Below are 19793 nucleotides of genomic sequence, written 5' to 3' on the forward strand. Positions count from 1 at the left end.
AAGTTCAGAGAACAGAGATAGAAGTTTGAAGAATAAAGCTATATGCAAATAAATTGATAATAAGTTTTTATTAAGGTATTGACACTTCATTAAAAGCACAGTATAATATAAAACTGTGATGAAAAATTATTGTGTATAAACATTAAGATGATATTAGTTATGAATCAATTTATTTTGACAAAGTTATATGATAATAATATCTGGTGGTAATAACGTGAAGGTAACACCCCTTACCATTTCGAACAGGAAGGTTAAGCTTCACAGTGCCCATGGTACTGCAGGGGAGGCCCTGTGGGAGAGCAGGTCATCGCCAGGTAATATATGGATCTTTAGCTCAGTTGGTTAGAGCAACCGGCTCATAACCGGTTGGTCCGGGGTTCGAGTCCCTGAAGGTCCACCATACGGGGGTATAGCTCAGCTGGGAGAGCATCTGCCTTGCACGCAGAGGGTCAAGAGTTCGAATCTCTTTATCTCCACCATAAACATAAAAAAGAACTACANACATAAAAAAGAACTACATTATTATGTAGTTCTTTTATTATATAAAATATTATCTTAATTTATATTTATGGATAATGTATTGAATTGAAAGGTGATAGATAAATGGTATTTTATAGGATGAAGCAATTCTATTGGGCTATTATAGCTAAAATTAATAAAGATGATGTTGATTTTATAAAATATATCTTAAATATAAAAGAATTAAAGCTATTTAACAAGTTGTCTGTACAGGAACAAAAACATTCTGTAAAAGTGGCTTATGATGTACAAAATATTTGTAATAATAAATATAAGGCGGTAAATATAAATTTATTGTTAAAGGGAGCACTTTTGCATGATATAGGAAAAATATATGGTAGGTTAAATATAATAGATAAGTCCATTGTGGTGTTAGGAGACAAGTTTTCTAGAGGAAGGTTAAAAAAGTTTTCCACAAATAAAAAGATAAATGTATATTATAATCATGCTAAATTGGGGAAAAAGTTATTAGGAAAAATAGAAAAGGATGATAGATTACTTTATTTAGTAGAAAATCATCATAATGAAAAAATAATTGATGATCTAGAACTTGATATACTTAGATATTGTGATAAAAGGAATTAAGAGATAAGGGATAATTTTAATTATATTTAAGTAGTTTCTTTTAATTGTCTATAAAGTTATTCCAGTTTTTATGATATAATGGTAATATGAATATAATTGTTTGCTTTAAAAATATGTTATTGGAGGTTAGTATGAACTCAGAAGACAGAAGAATATGTATTAGAGAAATTCTTGAAAAAAGTGATAAACCTCAAAAAGGCCATATTTTAGCTGAAAAATTAGGTGTTACCAGACAGATAATAGTTAAAGATATAGCAATCTTAAGGGCTGAAGGTAAAAGTATAATAGCTACTCCCGACGGATATTTAATTCCCAAAATAGAAAAGAAACTAGTTAGGAAGGTAATTGCTGTTTCACATAAAACAAATGAAATAGAAGATGAACTTAAGACTATAGTTAAATTTGGAGGAAAAATAGAAGATGTTATAGTAGAGCATCCTTTATATGGTGAGATAAAGGGAATGCTTATGATAAAAAATTTATATGATGTAGACAATTTTGTAGATAAAATAAATAAGTATGAGGCTGAACCTTTATTGATATTGACGGGAGGTGTGCATTTGCATACTATAGTAGCGGATACTTATGATATATTGCATAATATAATAAGTAATTTGGAAGAAAAAAATTATATAATTTCTGATTAAATCGTAATTTTAAGATCAATGGATGTTTGCATATTTAATGTGGTTCCTGTTTTTTATCAGTAGCTATATTTAGAAATTATTTATATTTGTAAAGAGGTGATTAATGTGAAAAAAAAGAGACTGGCATTTGGTACATTAATTTTAGTTCTTGTCTTGTGTATCTTATTTTTAAATAAAATTGTAAATTTTGTAATCAATGTAGAATGGTATAAAGAAGTAGGATATCTATCAGTTTATTTTACAAAAATTATAGCCATGTGTAAGCTTATACTACCTTTATTTGTAATAAGCTTTATAGGTATATGGTTATACTATAAAAGTCTTCGGATAAGTATCATAAAATATAGAAAAGTTATTGAAGTAAACAGTAATAAAGATAAAATTGAAAAAAGAGTAGTTTTAATTGTTGATTTGATTATTTCGTTTGTAATTTCATATATATTTGCATCAACTTATTGGTATAGGATTTTACAGTTTACGAACTCTGTACCTTTTAATGTAAAAGATCCAATTTTAAATTTGGACGTTTCTTTTTATGTATTTAAATTACCACTTATACAATCGTTATACAGCGCATTTTTAAGCTTGATAATTTTTTTAAGTTTGATAACTTTTTTTACATATTTTTTATTAAATATAAAAGACAGATTTGCTTCAAAAAGTTTCAAAAAGGGTTTTGGTAAAATAGATATTTTAAATAGTAATATTACAAGATTTGCGGGAAAACAACTAGCAGTTTTAGCTGCTCTTATAATGATTTTTATATCAATAGGATATATTTTAAAGTGTATTGGACTCGTATACAGCGGAAATGGCGTAGCATTTGGAGCGAGTTATACTGATGTTCATGTAAGTTTATTGTTTTATAAAATTATTGCAGTGGCATCTATTATTGCGGCTGTAGTTATATTCATAAGTATAATTAAAGCTAGATTTAAGTTTATTATAATTTCAATAGTTGTAATAGCAGTTTTGGTCGTAACTAAAAGTGTATCATATTTTGTAGTGCAAAATTTCATTGTAAAATCTAATCAAAAAACTTTGGAGCAACCGTATATAAGATATAATATAGATTACACTCGTAAAGCATATAATATTGAAAATATAAATTCTACTTCTTTTCAGGTAAAAAATGATTTAACTTCAGAAGATATAAATAGTAATATGGATACCATAAATAATATAAGAATAAATTCCTTTGATCCAACCCTTGAATTTTATAATCAAGTTCAAATTATAAGGTATTACTATCAATTTAATAATATCGATATAGATAGATACTACATAAATGGAAAGTTCAATCAGGTATTTATAGGAGCTAGAGAAATAAATAGTAAGGCAATAGATCCTAATACATGGCAAAATAAACATCTTGTATATACTCATGGTTATGGTATAGTAATGAATAAAGTAAATTCTGTAACTTCAGAAGGGCAGCCTAATTTTGTTATAAAGGATATGCCGCCTCAAAACTCTACAGATATAAAACTGGGTGATCCTAGAATATATTTTGGGGAAAAGACTGATGATTATGCGGTTGTGAATACTAAATTAAATGAGTTTGATTATCCAAAGGGAAGCGACAATGCAACTAATAATTACAAAGGTACAGCGGGAATAAAGTTAGGTATTATTAATAGAATTTTATTTGCAATAAATCAAAAGGATATAAATTTTCTTTTATCTAGGGATATAACTAAAGAGAGCAAAATATTAATAAATAGGGATATAACTGATAGAGTTAAGAAAATTGCACCTTTTTTAAATTATGAATCGGATCCATACATAGTTATGAGTGGTGGTAAACTTTATTGGATATTAGATGGGTATACAGCTTCAGATAGATATCCTTTTTCACAGCCTCAAAATGGTTTGAATTATATAAGAAATTCTGTAAAAGTTGTTGTAGATGCTGAAAATGGAAATACAAATTTTTATATTATGGATAAAAATGATCCTATAATTAAAAGTTACGCAAAGATATTTCCCGGGTTATTTAAGAATGTAAATAAATTATCATCAGATATGACACAGCATTTTAAATATCCAAAAGATTTATTTAATATTCAATGTAATATACTTGGAAAATATCATGTAACAGATCCTGGGGTATTCTATAGTGGCGAGGATTTATGGGAAGTAGCTAAAAATCAAAAACAAGTTAGCGGTGAAAGAAGTTCAATCGAATCACCTTATGTAGTTATGAAACCTACAGGTGCTTCGAAAGAAGAAATGATATTATTACAGTATTTTAATATGAGGGATAAAGATAATATGGTAGCTTTGTTTGGAGCTAGGATGGACGGCTCAAATTATGGTAAACTAATTCTTTATAAATTTCCTCCTGAGAAAACCATATATAGTCCTTATTTATTCAAACAAAAATTAAATCAAGATACAACAATATCTCAACAACTATCACTTTGGAATAAAGATGGTTCTACAGTTCAATTTGGTGATACTATAATAGTTCCTATAAATAATTCACTTTTATATGTGGAACCTATGTATTTAAGGGCCAATGGAAAGGACAGTATACCAGAAATGAAAAGAGTTATAGTATCCTATGGAGATAAGATAATATTGGCTCAAGATATAGATGATGCCTTACAGCAAATATTTAATTATAAACAAAATGTCAATAGTTATAATAGTGATAACTCTCAAGCTCAGGTATCAACTTCTAATAATAGTGAGCAGATAAAAAAAGCAAAAGCTTTATATGATGATGCAATAAATTCACAAAAAAATGGTGATTGGGCAAAATATGGAGAAGACATTGATGAACTTGGTAAAATAATAGATTCGTTAAGTAAGTAAAAATAGGGTTTTAGATTATAGAGGAATCTGTTTAGTTACTTTGAAAGGAAGATTTAACATGGATTATGATGTAATTATATTGGGTGGAGGAATAGTAGGATGTGCGGTTTCTTACGAGCTTTCTAAATATAATTTAAATATAGCACTGATTGAAAAGGACTATGATATAGCTGATGATGTAGCACTGATAAATTCCTCTATAGTTTATGACGGATTGGAATGTGAAGATACATTATTGGCTAAATTAGAACTTATGGGTAATAGACTTATGCCTGGTTTAGCATCTAAGTTTAATATTTGTTTTAAAAAAAAAGGATATTTGCTTGTGGCAAATAGTGAAAAAAGTGAAGAAAAGTTAATTAGAATATATGATAGAGCTTTAAAAAGAGGAATAAAAAATATATATTTATTGAATTCTTCTGATATACATGAAATAGAACCAGGTCTAAATGAAAATGCAAGAAAAGCTATTTATTCTAAAAATACTGGAATTATATCACCATATGATTTAGCAATCTCCTATGGTGAAATTGCATTTGATAATGGAGTTAATTTTAAATTAGGAGAAGAGGTCTTGGATATACAAAATATATCCAAGGGATTTAAGGTGATAACTAATAAGAACAAATTTACTTGTAATATGGTGCTAAATACAACTCCGGGAGAAAATTATAGTATAGATAGTGAAAACAGAGTAAATAAAGATAGAAAATATTTAAAATATTTTCTTGTAGGAAAAAACACTGAAAGAGATTATAAAAATATAATTTCTATGGTGGAGGAAGATGATGAAAAGATATATACTATGCCTACTAGGAAAAATGGATTGCTGATAGGTATAAAAAATGGTGAAAAAATAAGTTATGAAAAGGCTTTACAAAAAATTAGATGTTTTATAAAGGATATACCTGAAGAGAACATTGAAGAATTCTATGAATCTTTGTTTTATAATGATTCTTTAATTATAGATGACAGTTTAATTGATAAGGGTTATATTAAAGTGGCAGGTAAGCATTATGGACAGATTACAATGACTCCTGTAATTGCAAATATAGTGTGTGAAACTATAGTGAATAATTTAAATTGTGTTTTAAAAAAGGATTTTGTAGATAGGCGAAGGGAATTTTACAGGTTTAGAGATTTATCTAATGAGGATAGAAAAAATATAATAAAATTAAATAAAAACTATGGCAGGGTAATATGTTATTGTGAGAAGATAACAGAAGGGGAGATAATAGATGCCATACGCAGACCCTTAGGTGCACGTACTATAGAAGGCATAAAAAGAAGGACAGGTGCTGCATTGGGAAATTGTAAGGGTTCCCAATGCCTTTGCAAAATTGCATCAATTCTTTCCAGGGAAATAAATAAGGATATGATATATATAGTAAAGGATTCTAAGAACTCCAATATTATTACAGGCAGAATAAAGGAGTTTGATGAAATGTAGTTATGGGGGAGTTACAGATTGATTAGAGAAGTTATTTGTAATAAATGCAGCAAAAAGTGTATACTTGATATAGATAGATACGAAGGTACAGTAGAGGTTAAGGGTAATTTATGTGACATGGGAATAAAATATGCAAAATTGGAAATAGATAATAAAAGTGATATATTTACTACTGTTGTGAGAATAAAAGGTTCCGATTATAGTGTAGTTCCTGTAAAAAGTTCAAAACCTTTAGATAAAGGTTTATGGATAGAGTGTTCTAAGGTTTTAAGCAGAATACACGTTGGGGCTCCTATAAAAATGGGAAGTATAGTATGTAAAAATATTTTAAACACAAGAGTAGATATAATTTGTACTAAAAGTATTGATAAAAATACTAAATAGATTTCGGATTTTACTTTGTTATTTTCAAAGTATTGGTTACAATAAATATGTCTGTGGAGTTTGATATGTACTTAATTTATTGACATTGGAAGAGTATGTATATATAATTGAATTAAAATTAGCTGATGAAAAGGGTCAGTAGCTTTATGATGATTTAAGAGAATCAGTGGTTGGTGCAAGCTGATATCATGATATTGTGAATCCGCCTTGGAAGTACTGTTAGAGACAGTTCGGTGATACCGTTATAATCTTAAAGAGAACCAATATAGTATTTATTGGTTAATTAGGGTGGCAACACGGAGTCTTTTCGTCCCTTTGGGATAAAAAAGGCTCTTTTTTTATATATAATTACATATATTACCAAGGAGGATTATAATTATGTTGGATTTAAAAAAAATAAGAAACAATCCAGAGGAGATAAAAAAACAGCTTACAAACAGAGGAGAAGATTTTGATTTATCAGATATTGATAAAGTAATATCTTTAGATGAAAAAAGAAGAAAAATTTTAGTTGAGGTAGAGTCTTTAAAAAATAAAAGAAATCAGGATTCATCGGAAATAGCTAAATTAAAAAGAAATGGTGGGAATGCGGATACTTTAGTAACTGAAATGAAAGAGGTTTCAGATAAGATAAAACAGTATGATGTCCAGTTGTCGGAGGTTAATGATAAAATAGAATATATAATGCTTAGGATACCTAATATACCAAACCCTGCAGTTCCAGAGGGAAAAACAGATGAGGACAATGTTGAAATCAGAAGATGGTCGGAGCCCACTAAGTTTGACTTTGAGCCAAAGGCTCACTGGGATATAGGTACGGATCTCAATATACTTGATTTTGAAAGAGGCGGAAAAGTATCAGGATCAAGGTTTACATTTTATAGAGGATTAGGAGCAAGGCTTGAAAGAGCTGTAATAACTTATTATTTGGATTTCCATACAGAGAAACATGGATATGAAGAACTATTTCCTCCTTATATGGTAAATAGAACTAGTATGATAGGGACAGGGCAGCTTCCTAAATTTGAGGAAGATGCTTTTAGAGTAGCTAATAATGATTTTTTCTTAATTCCAACTGCAGAGGTGCCGGTAACTAATTTTTACAGAAATGAAGTATTAAAGGGAGAGGATTTACCAATAAAACATGTTGCATACAGCGCTTGTTTTAGAGCCGAGGCTGGTTCAGCAGGAAGGGATACAAGGGGAATTATAAGACAACATCAGTTTAATAAGGTGGAAATGGTGAAATTTACAAAACCTGAACAGTCTTATGAAGAGCTTGAGAAGTTAACTAATGATGCTGAGGATGTGCTTAAAGGTCTTAAACTTCCTTATAGAGTAGTTAGAATATGTAAGGGTGACTTGGGATTTACAGCAGCACTTAAGTATGATATAGAAGTCTGGATGCCGAGCTACAATAGATACGTTGAGATATCCAGTTGTAGTAATTTTGAAGATTTTCAGGCAAGACGTGCTAATATTAAATATAAGGAAACTCCAAAGGACAAACCAAAATATGTGCATACTTTAAATGGTTCTGGAGTAGCAATAGGAAGAACAGTTGCAGCTATTTTGGAGAATTACCAGCAAGCAGATGGAAGCGTAGTAATTCCTGAATTGTTGAGACCATACATGGGCGGAAAAGAAGTTATCAAATAATTATATATATTAACAAACAGCAACTTTTTAGCAGTAACAATGCTTAATAAAAGTTGTTGTTTTTTATTTTCCTATATTTTCCCAAATTTTATTTAATTTGCTATAATATATAATAACAACTGTTTTATTTTTCTAAAAAATGAACAAACCTTTATGGTTTAATTTCAATTATTTAGTCCCCAGCAGCTTTAAGAAAGTATAAATTTAGCTATAAGTATCGGCTAAATTAAAGTTTTAAGATTATGCTAAAGGTTAATAACTAATAGGTTGAGGGTGATAAAATGGTTGATGACCTGAAAAATATAAGGGAGATATTAGAATGTTTATTGGAAAACTTAGATGAAGGAATCCAAATAGTAGATTCTAGAGGAAAGACCATATATTATAATAAATCCATGGCAAAAATAGAAGGAATTGAACCTAAAGATGTTTTACAAAAAAAAGTCAACGAATATTTGAAAAATGTTAAGGAAGATTCATCTACACTTATGAGGGTATTAAAAAGTGGCAAAAAAATTACAAATTTGGTTCAAAGTTATAAAAGCCAACATACAAAAAAAGTTACTACCATAAACACAACAGTACCTGTAGTATATGATCATCGCAATATAGCAGCAATTGAAATAGCTAAAGATTTTACACAGTTGAAAGAATTAACTGAGTGCATATGCAAGCTGCAGGACATAGATGCAAAAATAAAAAAACATTATAATTTTAATGATATATATTACAATAGCAATGCTATGAAAAGTGTAGTAGAAAAAGCTAAAAGGGCAAGTGAATCAAATTCATCCGTATTGATTTATGCTGAAACAGGATGTGGAAAGGAGGTTGTTGCACAAAGCATTCACTATGATGGATTGAGAAAAAATAAGCCATTTATACCTATAAATTGTGCAGCAATTCCGGATTTATTATTGGAGGGAATACTTTTTGGAACAGAGAAGGGAAGTTTTACTGGAGCAGAAAATAAAAAGGGATTATTTGAAGAGGCTAATTATGGAACAATTTTGTTAGATGAAATTAACTCTATGCAGCCTTATCTTCAATCTAAACTTCTAAGGGTACTTCAAGAGGGATGTATAAGACCAGTGGGAAGCAGCAAAACTATAAATATAGATGTTAGGATAATAGCTACATTAAATGAAAAACCAGAAAAACTTATAGATGAGGGTAAGCTTAGATCGGATTTTTATTATAGGTTGGGTGTAATAGAAATTAACATTCCTCCACTTAGAGACAGAAAAGAGGATATAGAATTATTTGTACAAAAATTTATTAAAAATTATAATAATATTTTAGGTAAAAATATATGTGGGATAGATAAAGATGTTATGAAAAAATTTTTGGAGTATAGTTGGCCTGGAAATGTAAGACAACTTAAAAATGTAATTGAATCAGCTATAAACATGGCAGATAATGATTCGGTTTTAACTTATAATCACTTTGATGCTAAAATTTTTAATGAATCTTCTAGTATTAATAATTTAAATATCAATGAAGGGGAAAAATTTGATCTGGAACTTCATATTTATAACATAGAAAAAGAAATTATAAAAAAAATATTGAAAAAAAATAACTACAATGTTAGTAGAACTTCGAAACAATTAAATTTGTCAAGACAAAATTTACAGTATAAAATAAAAAAATATAAAATTAATAAAAGGGTTCAATTTTAATATATTGATGTTAAATGAAAATAATAAATGGTATTTCTAATATAGCTTTTTAAATTTTCTCATCTAAAAATATTCACAACACCAACGTTAAGAATTATATCAGCTGTGTGACCTTTGGCATTATTGGAATATAGCAGTACTAAAACTAGATGAAATATAGGGGATTTAAATCAAGGGTTTTGATCATTTGGTTAAAAAAGTTTAGAAGTTAATATCAAGTAGAAAAGCAAAAATATTTGCTATATAGCAAATATTTTTGCTTTTTTTAAGATTGTAATAATTGGCAACTATAATACATTTACCATCTTACTTTAGGTGTAAGCAAATTTTTTTGCATTTAGATTTACCTGTATTTATAGAAATGACATAAATACAGGTGTTTCAATTTGGCATTATAAATGCTTTATATTGATCATAAAATATTCAAGATTTAATTTCTAGGAGATGAAAATTTATGATAAAAAAAGGTATGTGGATTGAAGTGGAAGAAACTGTTTTATTACCAAATGATAGAGCTGAAAATATACCGGACGAGACAAAACATACACCCCTTAAATGCTGGATAAGAGGAAATTGTTTAAGTAACTGTGAATTGAATGATGAGGTAGAAGTTGTAACAAATGCAGGGAGAATAGTTAAAGGAAAAGTTGTAGATGTAGAGCCTGGGTATTATCATTCTTTTGGAAAATATATTGGTGAAATCGGAAATATAGGAAGACAGGCAAAAGATATTATCAAATAAAATTTTTTATATTGATGATAAAAGGAGGTAGGTGGATTATGAATAAATATGAAGAGCTTATGGCAAGAAAAAATGAAATAATGCTTAAGTCTGTTGGAATTGATTTTGATAAATATGAGACTGGAAGGCTCTCTTTTGACTATGAAAAGCTTATGGGAGATGTTGAATATTCCTTAGAAGAGATTAAAAAAATACAGAAAGAAGTTGGAGTTGGAAATACTCCATTATTGGAATTAAGAAATATAACAAAGCTGGCAAGAAAGGTCTCTAAAACCGGAAAGTCAGCTAGAATATTTGTAAAAGATGAAAGCTGTAACCCATCTGGAAGTTTTAAGGATAGAAGAGCTTCCATATCAGTTTATAATGCTATAAAAAAAGGATACAAGGGTGTGGCAGCAGCTACATCAGGTAATTATGGTGCGGCTGTTGCATCACAAGCTAATATAAGAGGTATTAAATGCATAATAGCCAACGAATGTTATGATTCAAGAAAAATTGGACAGCCTGAAATATTGGAAAAAGGCAGAAAATGTGAAGGATATGGTTCTGAGGTTGTTAGACTTACAGTGGGACCAGAATTATTTTATGTTTTTTTAAAGCTGTTGGAAGAAACTGGTTATTACAATGCTTCTTTATATTCTTCATATGGAATATCAGGTATAGAAACTTTAGGTTACGAAATAGCTGAACAATGTAGACAGAGATTAGGGAAAGATCCGAAAGCTGTAATTATAAGTCATGCAGGTGGTGGAAATGTTACGGGAACTGCCAGGGGACTTATAAAGGCAGGAGCTAATGAGACAAAAATAATAGGAGCTTCTGTGGATCTTAGTGGATTGCATATGGCTTCCGATGTGGATTTCAATAAGAAATCATTTACAACAAGTCATACTGGATTTGGTATACCCTTTGCCACTTATCCGGATAGATCCGATGTGCCAAGAAGTGCAGCAAGGCCGCTTAGATATTTAGACAGATATGTAACTATAAGTCAAGGAGAAGTATTCTGGATGACTGAAATATTGGCTCAGCTTGAAGGAATGGAAAGAGGACCTGCGGGAAACACTTCTTTGGCAGCAGCCTTCGCTATTGCCCAACAGTATGAAGACGAAGACGTTATTGTAGTTCAAGAAACTGAATATACAGGAGCGGGAAAACATATATTGTCCCAGCTCAATTTTGCTAAAGAAAATGGAATTCATATTTTATTGGGTGACCCCAAGGATCAGATACCTGGAAAAAATATAGTACTTCCATCTCATCCTAATTTAGTATCTGTAAAGGATGAAAATATGGATCAACTGAGAAAATCCTATTTAAAAAATTCAATAAAGAAGTTAAAAGAGAATATAGTAAATAAAGTTGATATAGAGTTTTTAGCTGAGGAGACTAAAAAAAGTAAAGGACAAATATGCAAGATTTTAGAAGAAAATAATATTTCAATAAAATAGGGGGCGGGCATTGTGAAAAGAGTTGATGATTTTGAAAAAAGAAGGGAACATTTGAAGAATTTAAGTGATACACAATTATATGAAAGGTTTTGGAGTCTTACTGAGCAGATTGTACAGCCTTTAGTGGATTTATCATACACACACACATCTCCAGCAATTGAGCGTTCAGTACTTTTAAGAATGGGATTTTCAAGTTTAGAAGCCAGACCAATAGTAGAATATGGGACAAAGTGGAATTTACTTGGAAAAGGTATGGGAAATGTAGTGTTGACTTATGCTAGGCTAAAAAATTTAGATTATCTGAAAGCTGGAGAAGAGTTAGCTGGAGGTACTGGGTGGGACTTAATCATTGAAAAAATGAAAGGTGGTGTAGAAAGATGATTGAAAAGTTGGATGAAAATAAAAAACTTAATATAGAAGAAATTTTAAAGGATTTAGACAAATATGAACCCAAATGGAGGGGGTGGCACTGGAGAGAACCTTATCCAGAGGGAAAAGTAGGGGAGTTTATTTATCGTGAAATTTCAAAGCCTTTAAAGAAAAGTCAGCCCTTGCCAGCGGCAAGAAGTTTTGAAAATATAGATCCTCAGCCTAAAGCTGTTATTACAACAGAAATTGCTTCAGGTAGATTTGAAGATGATTTGAGAAGAATGAGAATGGCAGCATGGCATGGAGCAGATCATCTGATGGTTATTAGGACAGCAGGTCAAAGCCATATTGATGGGCTCATAGAAGGAACTCCAGAAGGTATAGGGGGAATACCTATTACAAGAAAAGAGGTTAGAGCTACTAGAAAAGCTATAGATTTGATAGAAGAAGAAGTGGGAAGAAAGATTAATTTTCATTCCTATGTATCAGGAGTGGCAGGACCTGATATAGCTGTAATGTTTGCAGAGGAAGGGGTTAATGGGGCTCATCAAGATCCCCAATACAACATACTTTATAGAAATATAAATATGTTCAGATCTTTCGTAGATGCTGCCGTGGCAAAAAAAATAATGGCCTGGGCTGGAATGCTTCAAATAGATGGAGCTCATAATGCCAATGCAACAGCTATGAAAGGATATAATGTAATGCCTGAACTCATGGTTCAGCATGCAATAAATGCAAAGTTTTCGGAAATGGTTGGAATGAAGTCGGAGAATATATCACTTTCTACTGTGCCACCTACTTCAGCTCCTGCTCCATGTATGAGGTATGATCTTCCATATGCAGTAGCTTTAAGGGATTTATTTGACAAATATAAAATGAGAGCTCAAATGAATACTAGGTATGTGGAATCTTGCGAAAGAGAAGCTACGGTATCTCATACTTTAAATTTGCTAATATCAGAGTTAACCTCTGTTGATATTCAAAGTACTATAACACCGGATGAAGGAAGAAATGTTCCATGGCATTATAATAATATACACGCTGTAAATACTACAAAACAATCTTTTATAGCTATGGATGGATTGAAAGATATGGTGGAAATAAAAAAAACAGGACCTCTTCCTAAAAAAGTAAGGGAGATAAAAGAAAGAGCAGTATTATTCCTGGAGGAAATAATTAAAGCCGGAGGATATTTCAAAGCTGTTGATGTAGGATTTTTTGTTGATTCAGGATTGTATCCAGAGAGAAATGGAGATGGTATTGCCAGAAAAATGGAAGGTGGAGATGCTGTAGGGACCATATTAAAGAGAGAAAAAGACTATTTTGCTCCTGTATGTGCTCATTTTGGATATAATAATGTACCCAAGCAGTATGATAAGCCATGTGATGCTATAAATAAATGTACTTTATGTGATCATTCAAAAATTAAATATATAGATGAACTGGATGAGAATGATAATGTGTTCAAAAGAATGGAAGATGTTAAGGAAGACGGCACTGTAGTTCCAGAAGTTCAATGGTCTAAAGATGGATATGTAAAAGTAACTCTATGTTTACCGGAAAATGAACAAATTAGTGAAGCAGCTGCTCTCGAAATAGGAAAGAGAATGAATTTGAAGGAAGTGGAAGTTATACACAAGCAGATTTTACAAAAAGCAGAAGGAACTCTAATTGAAATAAAGGGTATATCAAATTTTGAACCGGTAAAACGGGATGAACTGGTACTTCCTAAGAGAAGAAAAACCCTTTCAGAGGATGTTATGAGAAGTTATGTTAAAGAACATCCTATAAAAGTTGTAGCTGCTACTGTAGGGGAGGATGAACATTCCGTTGGACTTAGAGAGGTAATAGATATTAAACATGGTGGTGTAGAAAAATTTGGTATGGAAGTAATTTATCTGGGTACTTCTTGTCCTGTGGAAAAGCTGGTGGAGGCGGCTATAGAGTCTAATTCTAAGGCTATATTGTGCAGTACAATAATTACACATAATGAGGTTCATATAAAAAATATGGAAAAATTAAATGATCTATGCGTAGAAAAGGGCATAAGAAATAAATTGATATTGGTTTCAGGTGGAACTCAGATAACCGACCATATAGCTAAGGATCATGGGATGGATGCTGGATTTGGAAGGGGATCCAGTGGCACTGATGTAGCTTCATTTATAATAAAGAAGCTTATGGGTGCTGACACAACTGAAGAAAAGTAGAATTTTTGCTAGTGTTTAGTAATTAGTGTAACTGGTGGCGTTGTACTAATTGGGTTAGGAGTGATTCTTATGAAAGTAGATTATTTGATTGCCGAAATAGGCAGCACAACTACTGTAGTTACAGGCTTTAATATAAAAATGGATAATCATAATAAAATATTTGTGGATAAGCTTTTTCAAGGTAAAAGTTGTACTACTGTGTTGGATGGAGATGTAAATATAGGCCTCAAAAATGCAGTGAAAGATATTGAAGTACAAATAGGCGAATCTCTGTCATGGAATAAAATGCTGGCTACAAGTAGTGCTGCTGGCGGACTGAAAATAACAGTGCATGGCCTTATGAACCATATGACCGTAAAGGCTGCTAAAGAAGCTGCATTAGGTGCTGGCGGTATAGTTAAAATGGTTACTGCTGGAAAAATGAGAAAAATTGATCTAAGGAGGATTCATGATATAAATCCCAATATGATAATGATTGCAGGAGGCATAGATTACGGTGAAAGGGAGACGGCCCTGTATAATGCAGAACTTATAAGTTCTGAAAGATTTAATAGGCCTGTAGTTTATTGTGGGAATATTGAAAATAGGGAAGAGATAAAACAAATATTTAAAGGTCAGCAGTTGTATATTATTGATAATGTTTATCCAAGGGTGGATGAATTGAATGTAGAACCGGCAAGAAAAATTATACAGCAGGCTTTTGAAAAAAATATTATAAAAGCACCAGGAATGAATAGAATAAAGGATATTGTAGATGGAAGCATAATGCCTACTCCAGGTGCAGTTATGGAAAGCTCTATGATTCTCTATGATATAATAGGAGATTTAGTAGTTTTAGATGTAGGAGGCGCCACTACGGATGTCCATTCTGTTACAGAAGGAAGTTCAGTAGTTTTAGATATGCTTGTAAATCCCGAACCAAAAGCTAAAAGAACTGTTGAGGGGGATATCGGTGTATATATAAATAGTAAAAATATAATAAATTTGCTGGATATAAGGGATCTAGGAAAATTAGAAAAAGAATATATATCAAGTCATATAAAACCAATCCCTTTAGGAAAAGAAGATATAAAATCTAGTTGCATATTGACTAAAAAGGCTGTAGAGGTTGCAATAAATAGACATGTAGGGACTATTAAAAGAAAGTATGGAGGGGAAAGTGGTTTTGTAGCATATGGAAAAGATCTTTCACAGGTTAAATATATAATAGGCACAGGAGGAGCACTTACCAGACTTCCTGAAGGGGAAAAAATTCTTTTAGACATTAGATATTTAAAAAATGATATGACTATGATGCCGGGGAAAAAAACAAAAGTATTAATAGATAGAGAGTATATTATGGCATGTGCAGGAGTATTGAGTAGAGATAATAAAGAAGCAGCGGCAGCACTCTTAAAACAAAGTTTGGCGATAGATGAGGATACAAAAGCAAATTTTTATTAAATATAGCAATTAAAAAGGAGATAATTTTTATGAAGAAAGAATACCCTTGTGTGGAAGTGAAGCTATGGAAAATAACTCATAATGCAAAAGAAATTTTATCTATATGTAATAAAAGGGGTATAGATGTTATCGGGATAACAAAGGTATTTTGTGCAGAAATACCTATAGTGCAGGCAATTTTGAATTCGGGAATTAAGAAGATTGGCGACTCCAGAATATTAAATTTACAAAAAATGAAAAGTATAAATTGCAAAAAAATGTTGCTTAGAATATCTATGAAAAGCCAATCTTATGAAGTGGTGAGATACAGCGATATAAGCTTAAATTCGGAGTTGGATGTAATCAAAGAACTATCAAGAACAGCTAAAATGTTAAATATAATTCATAATATTATCTTGATGGTGGATTTAGGTGATCTAAGAGAAGGGGTGCTTGTAAAAAATGTAATTGATACTGTGAAAGAAATAGTAAAATTCGAAAATATAAGATTAGTTGGTTTAGGAACTAATGTTACCTGCTATGGGGGGGTAATTCCAGATGAAAATAATTTAGGAAAACTTGTGGAATTAAAGAAAAATATCATGAAAGTTTTTGATATGGATCTTCCCATAATTTCAGGAGGAAATTCCAGTAGCCTTTATATGGTTATGGATGGTACAATACCAGAGGGAATTAATCAATTGAGGATTGGAGAAGGCATAGTATTAGGTAGGGAGACTTCTTTTGGAAGGCATATAGCTAATTGCTACGATGATGCTTTTATACTTAAAGGTGAGATTATAGAGATAAAAGAGAAACCTACTGTTCCTATAGGAAAAATAGGCGTAGATGCTTTTGGGAAAAAACCTAAATTTCAAAATAAAGGAATAAGGAAAAGGGCTATTGTAGCAGTTGGCAGGCAAGATATGAAAGTGGATGGACTTACTCCTTTAGATAAAAATATAAGTATTTTTGGTGCCAGCAGCGATCATTTGATTTTGGATATTACAGAAAGTGAAAATTCACTTAAGGTGGGGGATATAGTTGATTTTAAAATGGATTATGGATGTATTCTTGCGGCAATGACTTCACCTTATGTTAGTAAATATTATTCCGAAGATTTTATTTGCTTAAGTTCTTAATTATAGCAGAGTATATGATATTTTTTAAATATTATTAAAGTAAGACTGTTAAAATATGTCTGGAGGTATTATTATGAAAAGAAAGATAAGAGTTATAATTTGGGGATTGGGTTCTATGGGAAGCGGAATTGCCAAAATGATACTCAGTAAAAAAGGGTTTACAATTGTAGGTGCTATTGATATGGATCCTGGTAAAATAGGGAAAAAGCTTTACGAAGTTTTAGATACAGATGCTAATGAAGATAATAATTGTATAGTTGTAAAAGATGCAGATGAAGTTATAAAGCCGCAATTTGCTGATATATGCATGATTGCTACAGCTTCTTTTACAAAGATTGTGTTTCCATTTATAAAAAGAGCTGCAGAAGCAGGGATGAATGTGATAACAACTGCTGAGGAGATGTCTTATCCAAAAGCTTTAAATCCAGAGCTATCGGAAGAAATGGATAGGATAGCAAAAGAAAATAGAGTTTCAATATTGGGCACAGGTGTAAATCCAGGTTTTATAATGGATTTAATTGTTATTGCACTAACTGGGGTTTGTGACAAAGTGGACAGTTTAAATGTAACAAGAGTTAATGATTTAGCTTGCTTTGGCAAGTCAGTTATGGAAGAACAGGGAATAGGATTAAGGCCAGAAGAATTTAGAGAGGGGGTTAAAAATAATAAAGTAGCAGGACATGTTGGATTTTTACAGTCATTTGGAATGTTTGAAGAAGCATTTAATGTTAAATTTAGTGATGTAAGACAGGAAAAGTGGCCTATTGTCACAAAGGTAAAACGTTCCACGGATACCGTTTCAGTAAATCCGGGAGATGTAGCTGGATGCAGACAATTGGGTTTTGCAGATTTAGGAGATAGGGAATTTATTAGAATGGAGCATCCACAGCAGATAAGGCCAGAATTAGAAAATGTAGAAACTGGAGATTATATAAATATAAAGGGATATCCAGATATTAATCTTAGGATAAAACCAGAAATTCCAGGAGGGATTGCGACAATTGCCATATGTGTTAACATGATTCCACTTATAATGAATTCTACTCCGGGATTAAAAACCATGTTGGATTTACCAGTGCCAAGGGCAATAATTGGAGATGTCAGGAATTTAGTAAAAGACATAAGTAACTGATTTTAAATACGTAATTTTCCTATATTAAAGTTAAGGGGATTGATGTTTAGTATGAATTTATTTAGAAAAAAAAGTGTGGATGGTTTTAAAGATACAGTTTCCAAAACCGATCTTAAAAAAGGATTGACTTCTTTTGATATAGCAGCTATGGGAATTGGATCAGTAGTAGGTACTGGTATATTTGTTGCAACCGGACAAGGCGCCCATATGGCGGGTCCAGCGATTACAGCATCTTATATAATAGCAGCAATAACAGCCATATTATGTGCTCTTACTTATGCAGAACTTGCTACTATGTTTCCAATTGCCGGTAGTACTTATTCTTATTGTTATATAGCTTTTGGTGAAATTATAGCATGGATTTTAGCTTGGAATTTAATACTTGAGTATCTTGTAGTTGCAGCTACTATTGCTACAGGGTGGTCTTCCACCTTTGTAGGAGTTTTAGCTACATATAATATACATCTACCTGAAATGCTTACAAAATCTCCACTAGCTGGTGGAATAGTGGATTTGCCTGCTGTTTTAATTGTTGCACTTATAACGTGGATTTTATATATTGGGGTTTCGGAAAGCGCAAAAGTGAATAATATCATAGTTGCTATAAAAATAGCTGTAATAGTTGTATTTATAGTAGTTGGGGCAGGTCACATAAATATTGCTAATTATCATCCTTTTGCTCCTTTTGGATTTAAGGGAGTAATGTCAGCAGCGTCAATTATATTTTTCGCATTCATCGGATTTGATGCAGTTTCTACTGCAGCAGAAGAGACAGCTAACCCTAAAAGAGATATTCCATTGGGATTGGGCATTTGCATGATTGTAATTGTTATATTGTATATAGGTGTTTCATTAGTTCTTACAGGAATAGTACCTTATAAATTAATAGATGTGAATAATGCGCTGCCAGCTTCCCTAGCACATATTGGAATAAATTGGGGTTCTGCATTAGTTGGTGTAGGAGCCATTATAGGAATGATTTCAACCCTTTTAGTAACCGTATATGGGCAAGTTAGAATATTTATGAGTATGTCTAGAGATGGACTGCTGCCTAAATCTTTTGCTACTATATCCAAGATTCATAATACGCCAGGCCGTTGCACTATAATAACGGGAGCTGCAACGGCCATTATAGGAGGATTTTTACCGCTTTCAGTACTCATTGAATTGTGTAATATAGGAACTTTATCTGCTTTTTTAGCTGTGTCTATAGGAGTTATTGTTTTAAGAAAAACTATGCCGGACATTGAGAGAAAGTTTAAATGTCCGGGAGTTCCATTTACACCAGTATTGACTATATTTTTCTGCTTATATCTTATGATAAGCTTACCAGCTGTTACTTGGATTAGATTCTTAATATGGACAATAGTTGGTGTTTTAATTTATTTCCTATATGGGGCAAAACACAGTACATTAAATGAATCTCCTTTAAAAGATAAGAGCATTTGAGATATTAATAGATTAGGGAAAGGTGCTATAATCCAGTACCTTCCCCTTTATGTACTTAACTTTATCAACCCATTTTATAGTCTACCCAATAGTAATATTTTATCAAGTTAATTTTAAAGTGACATTATTA

Annotated in this window: 15 protein-coding genes, 2 tRNA genes, 1 rRNA gene and 1 other annotated feature; all 18 genes read left to right on the plus strand. The window is 31.4% G+C overall.

Annotation, left to right across the window (positions count from 1 at the left end):
* The first annotated feature begins 199 nt into the window (after positions 1-199).
* Positions 200-316: ribosomal RNA gene (rrf, locus tag AB8U03_RS15085) — 5S ribosomal RNA — on the plus strand.
* A 7-nt stretch (positions 317-323) separates the two neighbouring features.
* Positions 324-400: transfer RNA gene (locus tag AB8U03_RS15090), tRNA-Ile, on the plus strand.
* A gap of 3 nt (positions 401-403) precedes the next feature.
* Positions 404-479, plus strand: a tRNA-Ala gene (locus tag AB8U03_RS15095).
* 124 nt (positions 480-603) lie between these two features.
* Positions 604-1104 carry an HD domain-containing protein gene (locus AB8U03_RS15100; protein ID WP_369705392.1) on the plus strand — a complete coding sequence of 167 codons (501 nt, stop codon included), beginning with the start codon at positions 604-606 and terminating at the stop codon, positions 1102-1104.
* Positions 1105-1235: 131 nt separating this feature from the next.
* Positions 1236-1751: a transcription repressor NadR gene (locus AB8U03_RS15105; RefSeq protein WP_369705393.1), complete on the plus strand. Its 516-nt coding sequence runs from the start codon at positions 1236-1238 to the stop codon at positions 1749-1751.
* Positions 1752-1856: 105 nt separating this feature from the next.
* On the plus strand, positions 1857-4571 hold the full coding sequence (locus AB8U03_RS15110; RefSeq protein ID WP_369705394.1) for a UPF0182 family protein: 2715 nt from the start codon (positions 1857-1859) through the stop codon (positions 4569-4571).
* A gap of 58 nt (positions 4572-4629) precedes the next feature.
* Positions 4630-6021 (plus strand): NAD(P)/FAD-dependent oxidoreductase, encoded by a 1392-nt coding sequence (locus tag AB8U03_RS15115; protein WP_369705395.1) that lies wholly within the window; start codon positions 4630-4632, stop codon positions 6019-6021.
* Positions 6022-6039: 18 nt separating this feature from the next.
* Complete coding sequence (locus tag AB8U03_RS15120; protein WP_369705396.1) at positions 6040-6405, plus strand: DUF1667 domain-containing protein; 366 nt, start codon at positions 6040-6042, stop codon at positions 6403-6405.
* Positions 6406-6521: 116 nt separating this feature from the next.
* Positions 6522-6723, plus strand: a binding site (T-box leader).
* A gap of 60 nt (positions 6724-6783) precedes the next feature.
* Positions 6784-8064, plus strand: a complete 1281-nt coding sequence (gene serS / locus AB8U03_RS15125; protein WP_369705397.1) for a serine--tRNA ligase — start codon at positions 6784-6786, stop codon at positions 8062-8064.
* A 281-nt stretch (positions 8065-8345) separates the two neighbouring features.
* Positions 8346-9743, plus strand: coding sequence for a sigma-54 interaction domain-containing protein (locus AB8U03_RS15130; RefSeq protein WP_369705398.1), 1398 nt, complete (start codon positions 8346-8348; stop codon positions 9741-9743).
* A 454-nt stretch (positions 9744-10197) separates the two neighbouring features.
* Positions 10198-10485, plus strand: coding sequence for a 2-amino-4-oxopentanoate thiolase subunit OrtA (gene ortA, locus AB8U03_RS15135; protein WP_369705399.1), 288 nt, complete (start codon positions 10198-10200; stop codon positions 10483-10485).
* Positions 10486-10523: 38 nt separating this feature from the next.
* Positions 10524-11936, plus strand: coding sequence for a 2-amino-4-oxopentanoate thiolase subunit OrtB (gene ortB / locus AB8U03_RS15140; RefSeq protein ID WP_369705400.1), 1413 nt, complete (start codon positions 10524-10526; stop codon positions 11934-11936).
* Positions 11937-11948: 12 nt separating this feature from the next.
* Positions 11949-12317, plus strand: a complete 369-nt coding sequence (locus AB8U03_RS15145) for an ornithine aminomutase subunit alpha (RefSeq protein WP_369705401.1) — start codon at positions 11949-11951, stop codon at positions 12315-12317.
* Entirely contained in the window at positions 12314-14518 is a 2205-nt protein-coding gene (oraE, locus tag AB8U03_RS15150) for a D-ornithine 4,5-aminomutase subunit OraE (protein ID WP_369705402.1), read from the plus strand. The genes AB8U03_RS15145 and oraE overlap by 4 nt, the downstream gene beginning before the upstream one ends.
* A gap of 69 nt (positions 14519-14587) precedes the next feature.
* On the plus strand, positions 14588-15961 hold the full coding sequence (locus AB8U03_RS15155; RefSeq protein ID WP_369705403.1) for a GlmL-related ornithine degradation protein: 1374 nt from the start codon (positions 14588-14590) through the stop codon (positions 15959-15961).
* 29 nt (positions 15962-15990) lie between these two features.
* Complete coding sequence (gene orr, locus AB8U03_RS15160; protein ID WP_369705404.1) at positions 15991-17082, plus strand: ornithine racemase Orr; 1092 nt, start codon at positions 15991-15993, stop codon at positions 17080-17082.
* Positions 17083-17155: 73 nt separating this feature from the next.
* A complete protein-coding gene (ord, locus tag AB8U03_RS15165; protein WP_369705405.1) occupies positions 17156-18214 on the plus strand; it encodes a 2,4-diaminopentanoate dehydrogenase in 1059 nt (352 codons plus the stop codon).
* A gap of 51 nt (positions 18215-18265) precedes the next feature.
* Positions 18266-19663 (plus strand): APC family permease, encoded by a 1398-nt coding sequence (locus AB8U03_RS15170; RefSeq protein WP_369705406.1) that lies wholly within the window; start codon positions 18266-18268, stop codon positions 19661-19663.
* The last annotated feature ends 130 nt before the right edge of the window (positions 19664-19793 follow it).

It is taken from the genome of Clostridium moutaii (genome assembly GCF_041205085.1).
In the GTDB taxonomy this organism is placed as follows: domain Bacteria; phylum Bacillota; class Clostridia; order Clostridiales; family Clostridiaceae; genus Clostridium_B; species Clostridium_B moutaii.